Source organism: Nocardiopsis coralliicola, assembly GCF_054779695.1.
This window is the reverse complement of record NZ_BAAGXT010000004.1, coordinates 1-18,270: the sequence shown is the minus strand read 5'-3', so window position 1 is coordinate 18,270 and position 18,270 is coordinate 1. Positions and strand designations below refer to the sequence as shown.

Below are 18,270 nucleotides of genomic sequence, written 5' to 3'. Positions count from 1 at the left end.
TCCCCCGGCCGCCCGGCCGGGTTCCTGCCCGCAGCCGCGTCAGGCCGCTGCGTCCCGGCGCCTGCGGCGCTGCCGGGTGAGCAGGCCGTGGCGGGGCGCGGCGAGGTAGGCGAGCAGGAACGCCCCGGCCTGGACGGTAACGATGGTGCCGCCGGTGGGCGCATCCCAGTGGAAGCTCAGGTAGGTGCCGGTGACGGCGGCGGTGACCGCGACCGCCACCGATATCAGCAGCATCCGCTCGAAGCGGTCGGTGAGCAGGTAGGCGGTGGCGCCCGGGACGATGACCATGGCCACCACCAGGATGATGCCGACCGCTTGCAGGGCGATGACCACGGTGACGGCGAGCATGCCCAGCAGCAGCGCCTCCAGCCGGCGCGGCTGGAGGCCGATGGCGTGGGCGTGGGTGCGGTCGAACGCGAACAGGGTGAGGTCGCGGTGCTTGGCGGCGGCCACCGCCAGGACGGCGCCCGCCATCACCAGGACCTGCACGATGTCGGAGTCGGAGACGCCGAGCACGTTGCCGAACAGGATGTGCATCAGGTCGGTCTGCGAGGGGATCTTGGCGATCAGCAGCACCCCGACGGCGAAGAACGCGGTGAACACGGTCCCGGTGACGGCGTCCTCCTTGACGCGGGAGGTGCGGTTGACGGCGCCGATGAGCGCCACCGAGCCCGCACCGAAGGCCAGCGCGCCCACGGCCAGGGGCAGGCCGAACAGGTAGGAGAGCACGACTCCGGGCAGCACGGCGTGCGACACGGCGTCGCCGAGCAGGGACCAGCCGATCAGGGTCATCCAGCACGACAGGACGGCGCACACGGTGCCGGCGGCGATGGCGACCAGCAGCGCGCGGCGCATGAAGTCGAACTCCATGGGGACGGTGAACCAGGCCAGTGCGGCGTCCAGCACGGCGGTCACGCTCCTTCGGCGGGGGCGGTCGCGCCGGGGCGCTGGGGCGGGTGGGCGCCGGGCAGGCCGAACGCGGCGGCGAGCTGCTCGGGGGTCAGCACGTCGGCGGCGGGCCCCGCGGCGAGCACGCGCTGCTGCAGCAGGACGGCGTCGTCGCACAGGTCGGCGGCCTGGGCGAAGTCGTGGGTGGAGACGAGCAGGCCGGCGCCGTCGTCGCGCATGGCACGCAGTACGTCGGCGACCGCGGCTTCGGATGCCCGGTCGACGCCGGCGAAGGGCTCGTCGAGCAGGAACACCTCGGCCTTCTGGGCCAGGCCGCGGGCGAGGAAGGCGCGCTTGCGCTGCCCGCCGGAGAGTGCACCGATCCGGCGGTCGGCCAGGTCGGACAGGCCGGTGCGGTGGAGTGCGGCCTCCACGGCGGCGCGGTCGGCGCTGCGGGGCCGGCGCAGCGGGCCCATCCGGCCGTAGCGGCCCATCATGGCGACATCGGCCACGCGCAGCGGGAAGTCGGGGTCGATGCGCTCGCTCTGCGGGACGTAGGCGACCAGTCCGGCGGCGCGGGCGTGGTCGATACTGCGCCCGGCGAGGCGGACGTGGCCGGCGCGCGGGCGGATGAGGCCGATCAGGGTGGCGAAGAGGGTTGATTTCCCGGCCCCGTTCGCGCCGAGTAGTCCGCAGATGCGGCCCGGCGCGACGGTCAGGTCGACGTGGTCCAGCGCGGTCGTGGCACCGTAGGCAACCGTGACCCCCCGGGCCTCCACAGCGGATGTCTCGTACGGACGGGTCACCGCTCCTCCTCATCGGCGGGGGTCAGGGCAGCGCTGCCGCCGGCACTGCCGGCGGCGAGGCCGCGGGCGATGGTGTCGGCGTCGTGGCGCAGCAGGTCGAGGTAGGTGGGCACCGGGCCGTCGGCCGCCGACAGCGAGTCGACGTAGAGGCTGCCTGCGTAGCGCGCGCCGGTCTCCTCGGCGACCCGTTGCATCGGCTTGTCGTTGACGGTGGTTTCGCAGAACACCGCGGGCACACCGGCGGCGCGGACGCCGCGGACCACCTCGGCGATCTGGCGGGGGGTGCCTTCGCTCTCGGCGTTGACCGGCCACAGGTAGCGCTCGTCCAGGCCCACGTCGCGCGCCAGGTAGGAGAAGGCCCCCTCGCAGGTCACGAGAGTGCGCGCGGCCGGGGGTGCGCTCTCCACGGCGGCGCGCAGCTCGTCGCCGACCGCGGCGATCTCGGCGGAGTAGTCCTCGGCGGCGCGGGCGTAGTCGCCGGCGTGGCCGGGGTCGAGGCGGGTGAGGGCGCCGGCGATGTTGGCGGCGTAGGTCTGGGCGGCCTCCGGCGACATCCAGGCGTGCGGGTTGGCCTGGCCCTGGTACGTGCCGGAGGTGATCGCGATGGTGTCGATGCCCTCGGTGAGCACGGCGTGGGGGGCGTCGAACTCGTCGGTGAACCGGGTGAACCAGCCCTCCAGGCCCAGCCCGTTGGAGACCAGCAGGTCGGCGCCGCGGGTGCGGACCAGGTCGTGCGGGGTGGGTTCGTAGCCGTGGATCTCCGCGCCGGGCCGGGTGATGGACTCGACGGCGACGTGGCCGGAGCCGACGGTGTCGATCATGTCGGCGAGCACGGTGAAGGTGGTGACCACCAGCGGGCGGCCGTCGTCGGCAGGGGGCGGCGGCGCGGTGCAGCCGGTGGCGGCTGCCAGCGCGGCCGCTGCGAGGGCGCAGCCGGCGTGCCAGGCGTTTAAGCCATGGCGTCGAACTGTCTTCGGCACACCTAACTTTTATCATAAGGTGGGACATCACTGCCGCCGGGAGGGAGCGGGCCCGGTCAGGGACCTGCGCCTCCGGGCGGCCGGTGCGGGTCCTCAGCGAGCGCCTCGGCCAGCATCCGGTGCCCCTGCTGCTCGAACGCTTCGTCGCCGACCCGGTGCGCCCAGACGGCGGTGCCGATCGCTTCGCGGATCCGGTTGCGGTGCCAGGCCGCCTGCTCCCGCGGATCTGCGCCGTAGCCGTCGAAGAACGCCGCCTCGAGCGCGGGGGCTCCGCGGAACTGCTGTGCGGCAAGCCGGCCGAGATCGCTGCTGGCGGGACGGAGGCCGGCCCGGCCGAAGTCGATCACGCTGACCGTGCCGCTGTGGATCAGCCAGTTGCGGGGCTGCCAATCTCCGTGGGTCGGTACCAGCGTGCTCGGCGGGGCCGGCCACGACTCCACCATGCGGCGCAGCCGTGCGGCCACGTCCGCCGCGATCCGGTGCGGCTGGTCCAGCAGCCGCAGCGCCTTCGCCTGCTCCCGCGCCTCGAATCCGGCATCGCTGACGCCCGTGTGCCGGTGCAGTGCGGCGAGCAGCTCGCCGGCCTGCCGATAGGTCTGCGGCGCGTACTCGTCACCGGTGCCCTCGACCAGCCGGCCGGGCAGGTAGCGGGTGACGACGAGCTTCGCGCCGCGGTCAGCGTGCACGAGTTCGGGCGCCCGGCCGGCCGCGGTCCACGGCCGGAGCCACTCGCGGTGGGCGCGGATCTCCCGGGCGATGTGGTGGTCGTCCGCGCCCCCGGCCTTGGCGATGTAGCGGTCCGCGCCGCGCCGCAGCTCAAGCACTGCCGTGCTGGTGAGCCCCCAGCTGTGGTCGGCGGCGACCTCGGCGCCGGGCAGCCACGCCCGGACCAGCTCGCGCTGGCGCGGGGAGAATCCGTCCATCCGGTCCGTCACGGCTACCAGGGTAGGGGTGCGCACCCGCGCGGATCCGCGGTTCAGGGACGCCGGTGCGGGGCAGGCAAAGCCGCCTCCCGCCGTTTTCAGTGTAGTCCGGATCGGCGCGCCTCATGAGGCGCGCGCAACCGTTCCATACTGGCGTGCCTGCAGGGGACCGCGACAGAGCGAGGGGGCGGTGCACGTGCGCTACGTGCAGGAACTGGCAGGGATCGACGCGTCGATGGCGGCCGGGGCCGGCGGCAAGGTGGCGAACCTGGGCGAGGTGCGGCGCATCGGCGGGATCTGGGTGCCGGACGGGTTCTGCGTCACCACCGCGGCCTACCGGCAGATGCTGGCCGGCGCGCCCGCGGTCGCCGCGCAGATCGGCCGGCTGGAGCGGATGGACGCTGCCGACCGCGCTGCGGTCGCCGCGCTCAGCACCGGTATCCGCCGCGGCATCGAGGACGCACCGGTGCCCGCCGGCCTCAGCGCGGAGATCGGCCGCGCCCTCGCCCGGTACGGCGCGGACGGCGCCTACGCCGTACGCTCCAGCGCGACCGCCGAAGACCTGCCTGCGGCGTCCTCCGCCGGCCAGCAGGACTCCTACCTGGGCATCTCCGGAACGGATGCGGTGCTGGCGCACGTGCGCCGCTGCTGGGCATCGCTGTTCACCGAACGCGCGGTGGCCTACCGCCTGCGCGCCGGCGCGGGCGGGGCCGAGATGGCGGTGCTGGTGCAGCAGATGGTCGAGCCCGATGCGGCCGGGACGATGTTCACCGCCGACCCGGTGACCTCGAACCGCACGGTGGCGGTGGTGGAGGCCGTGCCGGGGCTGGGCGAGGACCTTGTTGCCGGACGGGTCTCCGGCGAGGTGTTCAGGGTGCGCGGCGGCCGGGCCGCCACCGAAGCCGCACCCCGGAGCGGGGCAGCGCAGCCGGTGCTGACCGAGTCCCAGGCGGTGCGGCTGGTGCGGCTGGGCCGGCGCATCGAAGCACACTTCGGCCGGCCCCAGGACATCGAGTGGTGCCGGTCCGGCGAGGATTTCGCCATCGTGCAGAGCCGGCCGGTCACCACCCTGTTCCCCCTGCCCGGCGACGACGGAGCCGGTGCCGAGGACGGAGACGGCGGGCTGCGCGTCTACCTCTCTGCGGGCCACCAGCAGATGATGACCGACGCGATGCGGCCGCTGGGGCTCTCGCTGTGGCAGATGACCACGCCGCGTCCCATGCGGGAGGCCGGCGGGCGGCTGTTCTCCGACGCGACGCCCCTGCTCGCCGACCCCGCCCAGCGCACACCGTTCCTGGACATGCTGGCCGCCTCCGACCCCCGCACCGTCGACGCACTGCGCAGCCTCCTTGACCGCGGCGCCCTCCCCGACCGCCCCGCCCCGGGATCCGGCACGCCGCCCGCCGCCGTGCACGGCGGCCCGGCCGGGCCGGTGGAGGCCGACCCCGGCCTGGCCGCCGGACTGGTTGCCCGCGCCGAGGAGTCGGCCGCCGCACTGCGCGCCGAGATCGGCCGGCACACCGGCAGCGACCTGCTCGGCTTCATCCGCTCCGACATCGCCACCGAGCTCAAGCGCGTCCTGTTCGACCCGGCGGGCATCGAGGCGATCATGGCGGCGCAGGCTGCCGGGCAGTGGCTCAACGAGCACGTCGAATCCTGGCTGGGCATCAGGAACGCCGCCGACGCACTCACCCAGTCGGCGCCGGACAACGTCACCGCGCAGATGGGGCTGGCGCTGCTGGACGTGGCCGACGCGATCCGCCCGCACCCCGGCGCCACCGCGTTCCTGCAGCGCGCAGCCGACCCGGTGCAGAGCGGCGGCGCCTCGTGGGAGGAGCTGCTGGCCGGGCTGGCGCAGGAGGAGGGCGGACCGCAGGCAGCGGAGGCGATCCGCGGCTACCTCGACGCCTACGGCATGCGGTGCGCCGGAGAGATCGACATCACCCGCACCCGCTGGTCCGAAGACCCGGCGCTGCTGCTGCCCGCACTGCTGGCCAACGTGGCCGGGTTCGCGCCGGGCGAGAGCACGCGCCGGTTCGAGCAGGGCCTCGAACGGGCCCGCAGCGCCGAGCAGGACATCATCGGGCGCCTGCGCGCCCTGCCCGGCGGAGCGGAGAAGGCAGCGCAGGCCGAGAAGCGCATCGGCATCGTCCGCACCTACGCCGGCTACCGGGAGTACCCCAAGTACGGCATGGTGGTCCGCTACTTCCTCTACCGGCAGGCGCTGCTGGGCGAAGCCGACCGCCTCGTCGGCCGCGGCACCCTGCAGGCCCGCGACGACATCTACTACCTGCGCTTCGAGGAGCTGGCGGAGGCCGTGCGCACCGGCAGCGCCGACGCCGGCCTGATCCGCGAGCGCCGGGAGGCGTTCGCCTCGCATGCGGGGCTCACCCCGCCCCGCGTGCTCACCTCCGAAGGCGAGGCCCTCGACGGGCAGCACGGCGGCAGCGTCCCGCAGGGCGCACTGGCCGGGCTCGCGGTCTCCTCCGGGACCGTGGAGGGGCGCGCCTGCGTCGCCACCGACATGGCCCGGGCCCGGCTGGAGGCGGGCGACATCCTCGTCACCGCCTACACCGACCCCAGTTGGACTCCGCTGTTCGTCTCCGCCGGCGGACTGGTGACCGAGGTCGGCGGACTCATGACGCACGGCGCGGTGATCGCCCGGGAGTACGGCCTGCCGGCCGTGGTGGGCGTGGACGGAGCCACCCGCGCGATCCGGGACGGCCAGCGCATCCGGGTCAACGGCACCGACGGCTACGTCGAGATCCTCGACTGACCACCGGCCCCGGCCGGGCCCGGCGCTCTCCCCCGGCCGGGGCCGCTCCTCCCCCGTGCGCGGGAGGTGCCGGTCCGGTCCGGGCCGGGAAGCTGGCCGCATGGACAACGCAACGCAGGACAGGGACGGGGCCGCCGCAGTGCGGCCGCACGCGCGCGACCGGTGGGTCCTGGCGGGCGGCTGGTCCGTCATCGCCATCGCCGCGCTGCACACCGCGGTGTTCGCCGGCCACCCCTACTGGGCCGAGTGGTTCTCCGGAGGGCTGCGGGGCGGCGGGGAACCGGACTCGGTGGCGGTGTTCTGGGCGCTGCCCGCCTTCGTCGGTCCGGTAGCGCTGCTGGGCGTCCTGCTGGTCGGGGCGGGCCGGCGCGGTGTCGCGGTGCCGGGCTGGATCGGCGCGGCGCTGGCAGTCTGGGCGCTGGGGTGCGCCGCGCTCGTGGGGCCCAGCGGGTTCCTGCTGTGCCTGGTGCCCGCGGCCCTGCTGGCGGCGGGCGCCTGGCGGCGTACCCGGCGCTGAGGCCGGGGCGGCGCAGCGGGCTCAGGCAGGGGCGATCCACAGGGCCTGGGCGGCGACGTGGCCCAGCGACCGCTCAGCCGGCTCGCCGGACTCGGCCTCCGGCCGCACCCGCACGACGAGCGGCCCGCCGAAGGGCTGGCGCTCCACGACCTCCACCTGCATGCCGATGCCGATGCCCTGCTCGGCGAGGTAGCGCAGCAGCTCGGGGTCGGTGTCGTTGACCCGCACGATGGTGCCGGCGGTTCCGGGGCCGGCATCGGAGAGCAGGCCGGTGGCGCGCTGCACGACCCGGCCGTCGCGGGTGGGGATCGGGTCGCCGTGCGGGTCGGCGACCGGGTCGCCCAGGTGCGCGGCGATGCGGTCGACGAACTTGTCGGAGACGGCGTGCTCCAGCTCCTCGGCCTCGTCGTGCACCTCGTCCCAGGAGTACCCGAGCGCTTCGACGAGGTAGGTCTCCAGCAGCCGGTGGCGGCGCAGCACGGCCAGCGCCGCCCGGGTGCCGGTCTCGGTCAGCTGCACGGAGCCGTAGCGCTGGTGGTCGACCATGTCGAGGCCGTGGAGTTTGCGCAGCATGCCCGAGACCGAGGACGCCGACACCGACAGCCGCTCGGCCATGGCCGAGATGGTCACCGGCCCGGTGCCGCGCTCCTGCAGGTCGTAGATGACCTTCACGTAGTCCTCGACCGACGTGGACGGCCGATCCGGCGTTGCTGTGCCCATGTCCTTCACGCTACCGCGCCGCGGCCCGCACCGGTGGCGCGAGCGCGCCCGGCCCGGCGCCGGCCGCGGCGGCGGATCACCGGCCCGCGTGGGCGCCGAGCCAGTCCAGCACGGTGCCGGCCAGCGCGGCGCCGCCGAGGTCGTTGAGCAGCTCGTGGCGGCCTCCGGCGACGCGCACGAACGTACTGTCCGCGACGGGCAGCGCGGCGGTGAAGCGCTCGGACTGGGCCGGATCGGTGACGGTGTCGTCGGTGCCGTGCACCACCAGGCAGGGGGTGCGCCAGCGGCCCAGCGTGCGCCACACCCCGGCCGCGGTGTCGAGGATGCCGGCCGCCGCGGACAGGGTGAGCCGGCCCTGGTAGCGCAGCGGGTCGGCGCCGGCGGCGGCCACCTCCTCGGGCAGTCGGGTCAGGGCGCCCTCCGGCGAGGGCTTCAGCGGCGCCGGAGCAGCCGGGGCCAGGCGGGCCGCAGCGTCCACCGCCCAGCGCAGCGCGGCCGGCGCAGGGGGGACGATCGCGGGCGAGAGCAGGACCGCGCCGGCAGCGCCGGACGGCGCGGCGGTGAGCGACCCGGCGGTGACCAGGCCGCCCAGGGAGTGCCCTACGCACAGCAGCGGGCCGCCCTCGGCGGCCTCGCGGCGCACCGCGACGTGGTCGGCGACCGAGCGGCGCACGTCGACTACGCCGCGCCGGCCGGGTGAGCGGCCGTGGCCGAGCAGGTCCATGGCCCACACGGTGTAGCCGGCGGCGCGCAGGCGGGGGATGAAGCGGTGGTAGTGGGCGATCCAGCGCTCGGCGTACTCGCCGTAGCCGTGCTGGAGCAGGACCTGGGCGCCCCCGCTGCGGGCGCCGCCGTCGGGCTCCCACCGGTGCAGTCGCGCCCCGGACTCCAGTACGCGCACCTGGTGCGCCGTGCTGCCGCTGTCCATCGCGCCCTCTCTCCCCGGCCTGCGCCGCCGCTCCCGATCATGCCGCACCGCAGGGCTCCTGCTGCGGCACGCGCGCCGCAGCCCCCTCCCCGGGCCGCTGGCGGGGCGGTGACAACCGGCTGTCCAGGTGCTTTTTGCTGCGGGGCCAGGCGTGAACGGGTGCCGCGGCGGAAACAGATGGGGGCGCGGGGTGCGCACGCAAGGAGCTGCGCTGCGGGTTCGCTGCGCAGCGGAGGAGGCGGCAATGGCGGCGACGTGTGCGGTGGTGGGCGGCGGGCCGGCCGGGATGGTGCTGGGGCTGCTGCTGGCACGCTGCGGCATCGAGACCACCGTGGTGGAGAAGCACGCCGACTTCCTGCGCGACTTCCGCGGCGACACCGTGCACCCCTCCACGATGGCGCTGCTGGACGAGCTGGGGCTGGGCGAGCGCTTCGCGGAGCTGCCGCAGAGCCGGCTGGAGCGCGCTACCGCGTCGGTGGGCGGGCGCTCCATCACCCCGGTCGACTTCACCCTGCTGCGCACCGCCCACCCCTACGTGGCGATGGTGCCGCAGTGGGACCTGCTCAACCTGCTGGCCGAGTCCGGCGCCGAAGAGCCCGCGTTCACGCTGCGCATGCGCACCGAAGCGGTCGGGCTGCTGCGCGAGCACGGCCGGGTGGCCGGGGTTCGGCTGCGGGGGCCCGGCGGCGAGGAGGAGCTGCGCGCCGAGGTGACCGTGGCCTGCGACGGCCGTCACTCGCTGCTGCGCCGCGTGGCCGGGCTGCGGCCGCGGGAGTTCCCGGTCGGGTTCGACGCGTGGTGGTTCCGCGTCCCGGTGCGCACCGGCATCCCCCCGACCCTGATGCCGCGGCTGGGGCGGCGCCGGATCATGGTGGGCATCCCGCGCCAGGGCTACCTCCAGGTCGCCTACCTGGGCCCCAAGGGCACCGACGGCCGGCTGCGCGCCCGCGGCGTCCAGGCGCTCCGCGCCGACGTCGCCGAACTGATGCCGGAGCTGTCCGGCGAGGTCGCGCAGATCGCTTCGATGGACGACGTCAAGCACCTCGACGTGCGCGTGGACCGGCTGCGCCGCTGGCACCTGCCGGGGCTGCTGTGCATCGGCGACGCGGCGCACGCCATGTCGCCGCTGGGCGGAGTGGGCATCAACCTGGCCGTGCAGGACGCGGTGGCCGCAGCGCGCCTGCTGGCCGGTCCACTGCAGGCCGGCCGGGTGGCGCCGAAGGAGCTGGCGCGGGTGCGGCGCCGCCGGCTGGTGCCGACGGTGGCCGTGCAGGCGCTGCAGCGGTTCCTGCACCGGCGGGTACTGGACCCGGCGCTGCGCGGGGAGGCGATGTCGATCCCCGGGGCCGCGGTGCGGATCCTGTCGGCAGCGCCGCGGCTGGCGGTGGTCCCGGCCTACCTGATCGGTTTCGGCGTTCTGCCCGAGCGCCCGCCCGCTGCAGCGCGCCGCTCCCCCGCGCCCCGGCCCGCCGACCGCGCGAACGGCGACGCGGCGGCCGGGCCGGGGTGAACACCGGGGCGGCAGCCGGCGCGGGGAGCCACTCCGGCAATCCGTTTTTCCGGCCGGTGACGAGTGCGAAAGTCAGAAGTCCGCCGCGGCCGGTGTCGAGCACGGGGGCCGTGGCGCGTGTTCTTGCCTGACCAGCTCGTCGGGGGAATGCTCGGGCAGACCTCACACCACAGCTTCCGGTCGCACCAGCCATCGGGGGGCACCCGGCTGGCAGCGGCCTGGACCAGCCGGTCTGCTCCCACTGGAGACGCCACCGCTCGGGTGTGTGGAAGGCGAGGGCCTCCCACCCCGCCCCGGATCGCAGATGCTCCGGGATGCCGCCGAGCTCGCGCAGTTCGCGGTGGAGCGGCGGCACGGCGATCGACGCCTGACCGCCTGTCGTGCGGAACGTGCTGATGGAGCCGATGGAGCGGTCATCGGTCCCGAAGCTGCGGTAGCCGCCCGCGGACAGGACCGCATCGGGCTGCTCCGGTTCGAACGGGACGGCGTGCGCTTCGGCGCGCACGGCGCGGACCTGGCCACCGACGCCTGCCTGATCGATACGCGCGGCGGGCTGCACGGCGAAGTCCCGGCTGAGGCCTTCGACCATCCGCTGCGGGTCATACGCCGCCGCACGCGGATACGTATCAGGCCGGACGAGTGCATCCAGTGAGGCCGCCGCACCCTCGTATCAGCCTGCCCACCCGGGCAGCAGGAGCCCGTGGGCAGGGCTCTGGCCACGGCCCGGCCCGGGCCGGGCTCGGGGAGCGGCGCCGGGCGGCAGGTCAGGTGGCGGGAGTGCCGCGGCCGGAGGCGAGGAGGGCTTCGATGCGCTCCAGGCGGGCGCGCAGGTCGTCGATGTCGTCGGCGGAGGCCGGGCGGCGGCCGCGGACTAGCTCCACCAGCAGAGTGCCGTCGGGTTCGAGCAGGACGCGGTGCGCATCGTGCACGCTGTTGCCGCCCTGGTGGCGCACGACCTGCTCGACGTCGGCGCGGCGGACGCCCAGGCGCCACATGGCCCGGCGGTCGTAGCGGCCGCGGCGCACCAGCACGGTGGCCGAGCCTTCGAACAGCCGCCAGGCCCACAGCCAGCGCACCCGCACCCGGACCAGGGCGTAGTCGACGGCCAGCAGCACCGCCGCGCCGAGCAGGCCGCCGGTCAGGGAGTTGTCCGGGCCGATGACGGCGTTCTGCACGACGTTGGACAGCAGCATCACCACGACCAGGTCCATGGTGTTGAGCTGGGCGAGGTCGCGCCGGCCGACCAGGCGCAGCAGCAGGTAGACCGCCAGGTAGACGCCGACGGTGCGCAGCGTCTTCTCCAGCGGCGGGATCTCCATCGCGAGCATGTCGTGCCACATGGGCCCCATGCTCCACCGCGGGGGCCGTACGGGCGGCGGGGCGCGCCCGCACGGCCCGGGGGCCTGGTGGCGCGGAGCGCTGTGGCGCATCCCACCCTGCGCCGGCCGGGAGCCCGCAGGGCCCGCGGCGCCGCGGTTCCGGAACCCGGCGGGCCCAGCGGCCGCCCGCGGACCTGGGGCTCCGCTTCCCCGGACACCCGCCCTGGGGTACTATTCGAACAGATGTTCGCTTTCGGCCTTTCTTCCCCTGTATCGGCCGGAGTGCGTGGAATGCGAAGCCCGCCGGGGCTGCACGCACTGACACCAGGGGGAGGCGCCGATGACCACCGCAACGGCCGGAGCGGGCCCCTTCCCCCACCTGCACACCGCCTCCGCCGCCTCCATGCGCTACGGCACCTCCCCGCCGGCCGACCTGGCCGCCCGCGCCGCTGAGCAGGGCATGGACATGCTCGCCCTCACCGATCGCGACGGCCTCTACGGAGCCGTCGCCCACGCCCGCGCCTGCCGCGACGCCGGGATCCAGCCGATCCTCGGCGCCGACCTGGCCGTCGCGGCACCCGACGGGGGCCGCATCACCGTGCTGGCCCGCGGCGGCGCCGGCTGGGCGTCGCTGTGCCGGCTGGTCACCGCCGCCCACGCCGACGGCCCCGACACCCCGCCCGCCGTCTCCCCCGCCACCCTGGCCGCCCATGCCGAAGGGCTGATCGTCCTGCTCGGCCCCGAGTCCGACGTCGCCCGCGCTGCCGCGCGGCAGCGCATGGAGGCGGCCCGCCGCCTCCTGCAGCGCTGGCGCGCCACCGCCGAAACCGCGATCGAGATCGTCGACCACCTCGGCCCCGGCGAGCACCGCCGCGCCACCGCCCTGCTGCGCCTGGCCCGCGAAACCCGCACCCTGGCCGTACTGGGCAACGCGGTGCGCTACCCCCGCCCCGCCGATGCCGAGGTCGCCCGCGTCCTGGACGAGGCCCGCCGCTGGCTGCCCGGCCCCGCACCCGCCCCGCCGGCCGGCTCGCAGTCCTACCTCAAGGACACCGCCGAGATGGCCGAGGTCGCCCGCCGCGTCTGCGGCCCCGATCCCGACGCCGCCCGCCGCCTGCTCGCCCACACCCGCGCCCTGGCCGCGGCCTGCGTCCTGGACCCCGGCACCGACCTGGGGATGGACCGCAACCACCTGCCGCCGGTCCCCGACGCCCGCGACCGGCTCTGGCGCGCCTGCGAACAGGGCGCCCACCGCCTGGGCCTGGACCGCGACCCCGCCGTCCGCCACCGCCTGGCCAGCGAGCTGCAGACCATCGAGCACAAGGGCTTCTCCGCCTACTTCCTCACCGTCGCCGACATCGCCGACCGGATCCGCGCCCGCGGCATCCGCTGCTCCATCCGCGGCTCGGGCGCCGGCAGCCTGGTCAACCACCTCATCGGCATCTCCGCCGTCAACCCGCTCGAGCACGGCCTGCTCATGGAGCGCTTCCTGGCCCCCAGCCGCGCCGGCCTGCCCGACATCGACCTCGACGTGGAGTCCCACCGCCGGCTGGACGCCTACCAGGCCGTGTTCGACGCCTACCCCGACGCCGCGTGCGTGTCGATGATGGAGACCTACCGCGCCCGCAGTGCCATCCGCGACGTCGGCGCCGCCATGGGCGTGCCGCCGCACGAGATCGACGTCCTGGCCAAGGCCTTCCCCCGGATCCGCGCCCGCCAGATCCGCGCCGCCTGCGACGACCTGCCCGAACTGCGCTCGGGCCGGATGGGCGACTACCCGGCCGCCGCCCTGTTCCGGCTGGCCGAGCGCCTCGACGGGCTGCCCCGCCACATCGCCCAGCACCCCTGCGGGATCGTCGTCTCCGGCGGCGATCTCGCCGACCGCGCCCCCACCGAGCCCAGCCGCACCGGTTACCCCATGGTCCAGTTCGACAAGGACGACGTCGAAGAGATGGGCCTGATCAAACTGGACGTCCTCGGTGTACGCCTGCAGTCGGCCATGTCGCACACCCTCACCGAGATCGAGCGCACCACCGGAGGCAGCGTCGACATCGACGCCGTGCCCGACGGCGACCCCGCCGTCTACGCCATGATCGGCTCCTCCGGCACGCTGGGCTGCTTCCAGATCGAATCGCCCGGCCAGCGCGAACTCGTCGGCAAGCTCCGCCCCCGCGACATCGGCGACCTCGTCGTCGACATCTCCCTGTTCCGGCCCGGCCCGGTCGGCAGCGACATGGTCGCCCCCTTCCTCGCCGCCCGTGCCGCCCACGGCAGCACCGGACAGGGCCCTCTCGGCCCCGGACCCGACCTGGTCTCCCCCGTGCTGTCCGGCGCGCTCGCCGAGACCGGCGGCGTCGTCGTCTACCACGAGCAGGTCATCGCGCTGCTGCACCTGATGACCGGCTGCGGACTGGACCAGGCCGAGACGATGCGCCGCCGGCTGGGCACCGAGCAGGGCCGCGAACAGGTCCGCGCCGCCTTCACCCGGATGGCCGGCGAATGCGGCCGGCCCGCCGAGGAGACCGACCGGGTCTGGGAGATCATCGCCTCCTTCGGCTCCTTCGGCTTCTGCAAGGCCCACGCCGCCGCGTTCGCCCTGCCCACTTACCAGTCGGCCTGGCTCAAACGCCACTACCCCGCCGCCTTCTACGCCGGCATCCTCACCCACGACCCCGGCATGTACCCGCGCCGCGCCATCATCGACGACGCCCGCCGCTTCGGCGTGGCCGTCCTCGGCATCGACGTCAACCGCTCCGGATCCGCATGGCAGGTCGAGGACGGACCCGGCGGGCGGCCGGCGGTGCGCGCCGCCCTGTCCGACGTCAAGGGCATCACCGCCGCCGAGACCGCCGCCGTCGCCGCCGGCGCCCCCTACACCGGGCTGGAGGACTTCACCGCGCGCGCCCGCGTCTCCCGCGACGTGGCCGACCGGATCATCTCCGTCGGCGGCTTCGACGCCCTGCACCCCGAGTCCACCCGCCGCGACCTGCTGCTGCGCGCCGGCGCCCAGCGCCGCGGTACCCCGCCGCCGCGCAGCGCGCGGGGCCAGCTCACCCTGGCCGTGCAGCGGCCCGCGGCCGAAGCGGCGGTGCAGCTGGCCCCGATGACCCCTGCCGAGCAGGTCCAGGCCGAACTGGAGGTGCTGGGCTACGACGCCAGCCGCCACCTGCTCGACTGCTACGCCGAGGTGACCGCGGCGCTGGCCGCCCGGCACGGCGCCCTGCGCGCCCGCGATCTGCGCCGCGCCCGGCACGGAGACGAGGTGCTGGTGCTGGGCGTCAAGGTCGCCACCCAGACGCCGGCGGTGCGCTCGGGCCAGCGCATCATCTTCACCACCCTGGACGACGCCACCGGCCTGGTGGACCTGACGTTCTTCGAATCGGTGCAGGAGCGCTGCGCGGCGACCGTGTTCGGCTCCTGGCTGCTGGTGGCGCGCGGCCGGGTGCGCCGCTCCGGGTCGGGCCTGCCCACCGTCAACGCCACCCACGCCTACGACATGGACGAAGCCGCGCGGCTCTGGCACGAGGAGGGCCCCGAGGCGATGGACGCCTACCTGCGCACCGGCCCGGGGCGCGCCCCGCTGGCCGGCGTGGGCGGCCGCCGCATCCGCTACGCCAGCGGCTTCGCCCTCACCCCCTACTCCGAGGTCGGCGGTCCCGGCGGCGCCGCCGGCGCCCCGCGCAAGCTCTGGCACGCCAGCCCCGGCAGCTCCGGCCGCTGACCGGGCGCGACCGGCCGGTCAGGGCTCCCGGCGGGCCGCGCGGGCGCGGTGCGCGGCGACGTTGACCCGGTTGGCGCAGGCCACCGAGCAGAACCGGCGCCGGCCGTTGCGGGAGGTGTCGACGAACACCGCGGTGCACCCCGCCCGGGCGCAGCAGCCCAGCCGGCTGCCGCCCGCCCCGCACAGCGCCACCGCCAGCCCGCCCGCCGTGGTTCCACGGAGCCGCTCGGCGGTGTCGGCGACCTGGCTGACGTAGTGCAGGTGGGGCTCGGCGCCGTCGTGCGCGGAGACCTGCACTCCGGTGGACGACTCGCGCAGCAGCGCGTTGATGCGCACGATCTGGCGGTCCCGGTCGGGCTCGCCGAACAGCGGGCGCAGCCGCTCCATCCAGGCGCAGATCCGCGCGGCCTGGGCGGCGTCCACCCGGGGCCGGCTGATGTGGTGGCGGGCCAGGATGTCCGACAGCGCCGGCGCGGTGCGGTCGGCGGCGTTGAGCAGGTCGACGGTGACGAAGGTGCCCGTTCCGCCGTAAGTGTTGAACTGCATAAGGGCATTACATCAGGCTGGATCCGGCCGGCCGCCGCACGCGGGGGCCGGAGCGGTCCACCACCGTGTGCAGAAGGAAGATGATCACCCATGACGGCACCCGCCGACTTCCCCTCCGGCGCCACCGGGCACCAGTGCTCCGGCTGCGGCCTGCCCGCCGGCCTGGCCCGCGTGGAGTCGGCCCACTACACCAGCACCGGCATCGTCCGCTACCTGCAGTGCCCCTGCGGCGCCCGCTCCGTCGACACCGGCACCGGCGCGGACGCCACGCGGCGCTGACCTGCAGGGGGCAGGCGGGGCGCGGGCGGACCGGGCCGGGTACGGTCGTCGCGCACCCCCGCGCCCGGTCCCGCAGCCCGGCTGGCGCGCCCCACCTGGTCGAGAGGACCCCGCCGGTGAACGCAGGCAGCTACTACGAACCCGCCGGGCACCGCTCCGGCGCGCTCCGTTACCGGCCCACCCCGCACGCCGGCGGCGCCTGGGACCCCGGCGAACTCCACTTCAGCCCGCTGGGCGGACTGCTCGTGCACGCCGTGGACCGGCACACCGCCGACCGGCCCGGCCTGGTCCCGGCCCGCATCTCCTTCGACATCCTGGGCCGGCTCGCGCTGGAGGAGTGCACGATCCGGGTGGCCACCCTGCGCCCGGGCCGCACCATCGAACTCGTCGAGGCCACCGCGGAGATCGGCGGCCGCACTGCGGTGCGCGCCCGGGCCTGGATGCTGGCGCGCGGCGACACCGCCGCGGTCGCCGGCGGCGCCGCCGCCCCGCTGCCGCACCCCGAGACGCTCGCCGCGCGCCCGCTGACCGACGTGTGGCCGGGCGGCTACATCGCCTCGCTTCAGGTGTGTCCGGTGGGCGAGCCGCTGCCGGGCCGCACGGCCACCTGGGTCACCACGCCGCTGGACCTGGTCGCCGGCGAGGAGGTGTCGGCGACGGCGGCGTTCGTGGCGCTGGTGGACACCGCCAACGGCGTCGCGGTGCGCGAGTCGCCCAAGGAGTGGATGTTCCCCAACGTCGACCTGACCGTCCACCTGCACCGCCCGCCGCGCGCGGGCTGGACCGGACTGGACACCACCGTCGTCTTCGGCCCCGACGGCCAGGGCCTGACCAGCAGCGTCCTGCACGACACCGCGGGCCCGGTGGGCCAGGCCCAGCAGATCCTCACCGTCCGCCCGATGCCCGGCCCCGGCTGAGCCGGGGCGCAGCCGCCCCGCCCGGACAGCGGACCCGCAAGCGTGCGGCGCTCGGGCGGTGGTGCGCGGCCGGAGACGGGGGTCCTGCGGTCGGCCCGCGCCCGAAACGGCCGCGGGCCGTTGCCGGACGCGAAGGTGCGCAGGGGGGGGATGCGGTGCGGTGCGGCTGTACCGGAGCGCCGCAGTGCAGTGCCGACCCCGCCAGCAGTCCGCGCTCCCGGCTCCCGAGGGGCGCTGCCGGGCGGCAGCCTCCACGGCCCAGGGGACTCCGCGCCGCCGGCCGGGTCCGCGCTGGGGAAGCGCCCGTGCAGCCTGCGGGCGCCGGAGCCGCGGCGGCGCAGCGCATCCCTGCAAGCCTCCGGGGCGCCGCGGGCTGGCTCTGCACGGTCCACCGGCCGCACTCCGGTGATCCGGCGCGGGACGGGGCAGGGTGCCGGCCATTGCCGGATCTTGCTCATCCTGCGTCTACCGCGCGCCGGCGCCACTGTCGGTACCGGTGCGCTGGGGCGGAAGGGGCGCGCGGATACGCGCAGCCGCCACGCAGCAAGCGCCGCCGGCCGGTCCGGCGACCGGCACCCGGTCCGCTGGCAGCACCGGGACCGGGCGGATCTGATTCGGCCCGCGGGAAGACCCGGCGCCGACCGCGGAGGAGGGGCGGGCGGCCCAGGGGGGTCAGCGCGCCCCTGCGGGGGCGCGTGCGGCGGGCAGGTCGGCGAGGAGGCGGTGGGCCTCGTCCTCGGCGGCGGCGACCTCGGCGTCGGCGACACGTGCGACCCACGGCTCGCCGCGAGCTGGACCGTGGGCGGCGGCCAGCGCTGCGACCGCGGAGCCCAGCCGGTCCCGCAGCCCGTCTTCGCGTTCGGCGGGGCCGGCGGCGGCGAAGGCGGCCGCGGCCCGGCGGCAGTCGGCCAGCGCGGCGGAGAGCCGGGCCGCGTTGGAGCGGTTGGCGAGCGCCAGTGCGACGGCGACGCCGATGACCGCGCCCAGCAGCGTGGCCGTCACGCGCTCGGCTACCAGTGCGCCGGGCGGCACCGGCTGCGCCAGCTGCGACAGCCCGATGGTGAGCGGGGTGGCGAACACGATGGCATAGCCGTAGTTGGTCGTCACCACCAGCTCGGCCAGTGCCTGCAGCAGCGCCACCAGCGCCACGATCGCCCACGGCGGCAGGTCGCCCGCGAACAGCGCCGCCGCGATCAGCGCGCCGGCCGCGGTCCCGGTGCCGCGCTGCAGCATCCGGTGCCAGGTACTGGTGACGTCCACCGACTGCAGGACCGAGCCCGCCGACACCGCCGCCCAGTAGCCGTGCTCGATGCCGGCCAGGGCGCCCACCGCGCCGGACGCGGCGGCCGCCACCCCGATGCGCAGTACCGCGGTGCGGGTGGGCGAGCCGGCCCGCGCCGCGGCCGCCATCCGGGCGCGCGCGGGGGCCGGGCCCGGCGC

The 18,270-nt window shown here is 75.8% G+C and carries 16 protein-coding genes; 7 read left to right on the top strand and 9 right to left on the bottom strand.

All coding sequences use genetic code 11. From position 1 onward, the window contains the following. Positions 1–39: 39 nt before the first annotated feature. The 4 genes from ACYVGT_RS04645 to ACYVGT_RS04630 are packed head-to-tail and all read right to left on the bottom strand — an operon-like array spanning position 40 to position 3,609. Complete coding sequence (locus ACYVGT_RS04645; RefSeq protein ID WP_460855324.1) at positions 40–870, bottom strand: metal ABC transporter permease; 831 nt, start codon at positions 868–870, stop codon at positions 40–42. 41 nt (positions 871–911) lie between these two features. Next, the gene (locus ACYVGT_RS04640) at positions 912–1,694 is read right to left on the bottom strand and encodes a metal ABC transporter ATP-binding protein (RefSeq protein WP_460855150.1); all 783 of its coding nucleotides are present in this window, start codon (positions 1,692–1,694) and stop codon (positions 912–914) included. Further along, positions 1,691–2,674, bottom strand: coding sequence for a metal ABC transporter substrate-binding protein (locus ACYVGT_RS04635; protein WP_460855149.1), 984 nt, complete (start codon positions 2,672–2,674; stop codon positions 1,691–1,693). Before ACYVGT_RS04635 ends, ACYVGT_RS04640 begins: the two co-directional genes overlap by 4 nt. Before the next feature lie 56 nt (positions 2,675–2,730). Continuing rightward, complete coding sequence (locus ACYVGT_RS04630; protein WP_460855148.1) at positions 2,731–3,609, bottom strand: phosphotransferase; 879 nt, start codon at positions 3,607–3,609, stop codon at positions 2,731–2,733. A gap of 184 nt (positions 3,610–3,793) precedes the next feature. Between ACYVGT_RS04630 and rph the strand changes: the two genes are divergently transcribed. Then, entirely contained in the window at positions 3,794–6,373 is a 2,580-nt protein-coding gene (gene rph / locus ACYVGT_RS04625) for a rifamycin-inactivating phosphotransferase (protein ID WP_460855147.1), read from the top strand. A gap of 100 nt (positions 6,374–6,473) precedes the next feature. Continuing rightward, positions 6,474–6,890, top strand: a complete 417-nt coding sequence (locus ACYVGT_RS04620) for a DUF6463 family protein (RefSeq protein WP_460855146.1) — start codon at positions 6,474–6,476, stop codon at positions 6,888–6,890. 21 nt (positions 6,891–6,911) lie between these two features. Here the strand turns inward: ACYVGT_RS04620 and ACYVGT_RS04615 are convergent, their stop codons facing one another. After that, positions 6,912–7,610 (bottom strand): metal-dependent transcriptional regulator, encoded by a 699-nt coding sequence (locus ACYVGT_RS04615; RefSeq protein ID WP_460855145.1) that lies wholly within the window; start codon positions 7,608–7,610, stop codon positions 6,912–6,914. Positions 7,611–7,686: 76 nt separating this feature from the next. Then, positions 7,687–8,538 (bottom strand): alpha/beta fold hydrolase, encoded by an 852-nt coding sequence (locus ACYVGT_RS04610; RefSeq protein ID WP_460855144.1) that lies wholly within the window; start codon positions 8,536–8,538, stop codon positions 7,687–7,689. 244 nt (positions 8,539–8,782) lie between these two features. On the opposite strand from ACYVGT_RS04610, the gene ACYVGT_RS04605 reads away from it, so the two are divergent. Beyond that, positions 8,783–10,048 (top strand): FAD-dependent oxidoreductase, encoded by a 1,266-nt coding sequence (locus ACYVGT_RS04605; RefSeq protein WP_460855143.1) that lies wholly within the window; start codon positions 8,783–8,785, stop codon positions 10,046–10,048. Between the two features lie 304 nt (positions 10,049–10,352). Continuing rightward, positions 10,353–10,700 carry a hypothetical protein gene (locus ACYVGT_RS04600; RefSeq protein WP_460855142.1) on the top strand — a complete coding sequence of 116 codons (348 nt, stop codon included), beginning with the start codon at positions 10,353–10,355 and terminating at the stop codon, positions 10,698–10,700. Positions 10,701–10,812: 112 nt separating this feature from the next. Here ACYVGT_RS04600 and ACYVGT_RS04595 read toward each other — a convergent pair whose 3' ends face one another. Next, on the bottom strand, positions 10,813–11,388 hold the full coding sequence (locus ACYVGT_RS04595; protein ID WP_460855141.1) for a DUF421 domain-containing protein: 576 nt from the start codon (positions 11,386–11,388) through the stop codon (positions 10,813–10,815). A gap of 319 nt (positions 11,389–11,707) precedes the next feature. Here ACYVGT_RS04595 and ACYVGT_RS04590 point away from each other — a divergent pair, with 319 nt between their 5' ends. Further along, positions 11,708–15,088, top strand: coding sequence for a DNA polymerase III subunit alpha (locus tag ACYVGT_RS04590; protein WP_460855140.1), 3,381 nt, complete (start codon positions 11,708–11,710; stop codon positions 15,086–15,088). A gap of 18 nt (positions 15,089–15,106) precedes the next feature. Here ACYVGT_RS04590 and ACYVGT_RS04585 read toward each other — a convergent pair whose 3' ends face one another. Beyond that, complete coding sequence (locus ACYVGT_RS04585) at positions 15,107–15,634, bottom strand: CGNR zinc finger domain-containing protein (protein ID WP_460855139.1); 528 nt, start codon at positions 15,632–15,634, stop codon at positions 15,107–15,109. A 90-nt stretch (positions 15,635–15,724) separates the two neighbouring features. Here ACYVGT_RS04585 and ACYVGT_RS04580 point away from each other — a divergent pair, with 90 nt between their 5' ends. Beyond that, positions 15,725–15,913 (top strand): hypothetical protein, encoded by a 189-nt coding sequence (locus tag ACYVGT_RS04580; RefSeq protein WP_460855138.1) that lies wholly within the window; start codon positions 15,725–15,727, stop codon positions 15,911–15,913. A gap of 116 nt (positions 15,914–16,029) precedes the next feature. Further along, complete coding sequence (locus ACYVGT_RS04575; protein WP_460855137.1) at positions 16,030–16,830, top strand: thioesterase family protein; 801 nt, start codon at positions 16,030–16,032, stop codon at positions 16,828–16,830. Between the two features lie 672 nt (positions 16,831–17,502). Here ACYVGT_RS04575 and ACYVGT_RS04570 read toward each other — a convergent pair. Further along, on the bottom strand, positions 17,503–18,270 hold a 768-nt coding region (locus tag ACYVGT_RS04570; RefSeq protein ID WP_460855136.1), incomplete at its 5' end, for an FUSC family protein.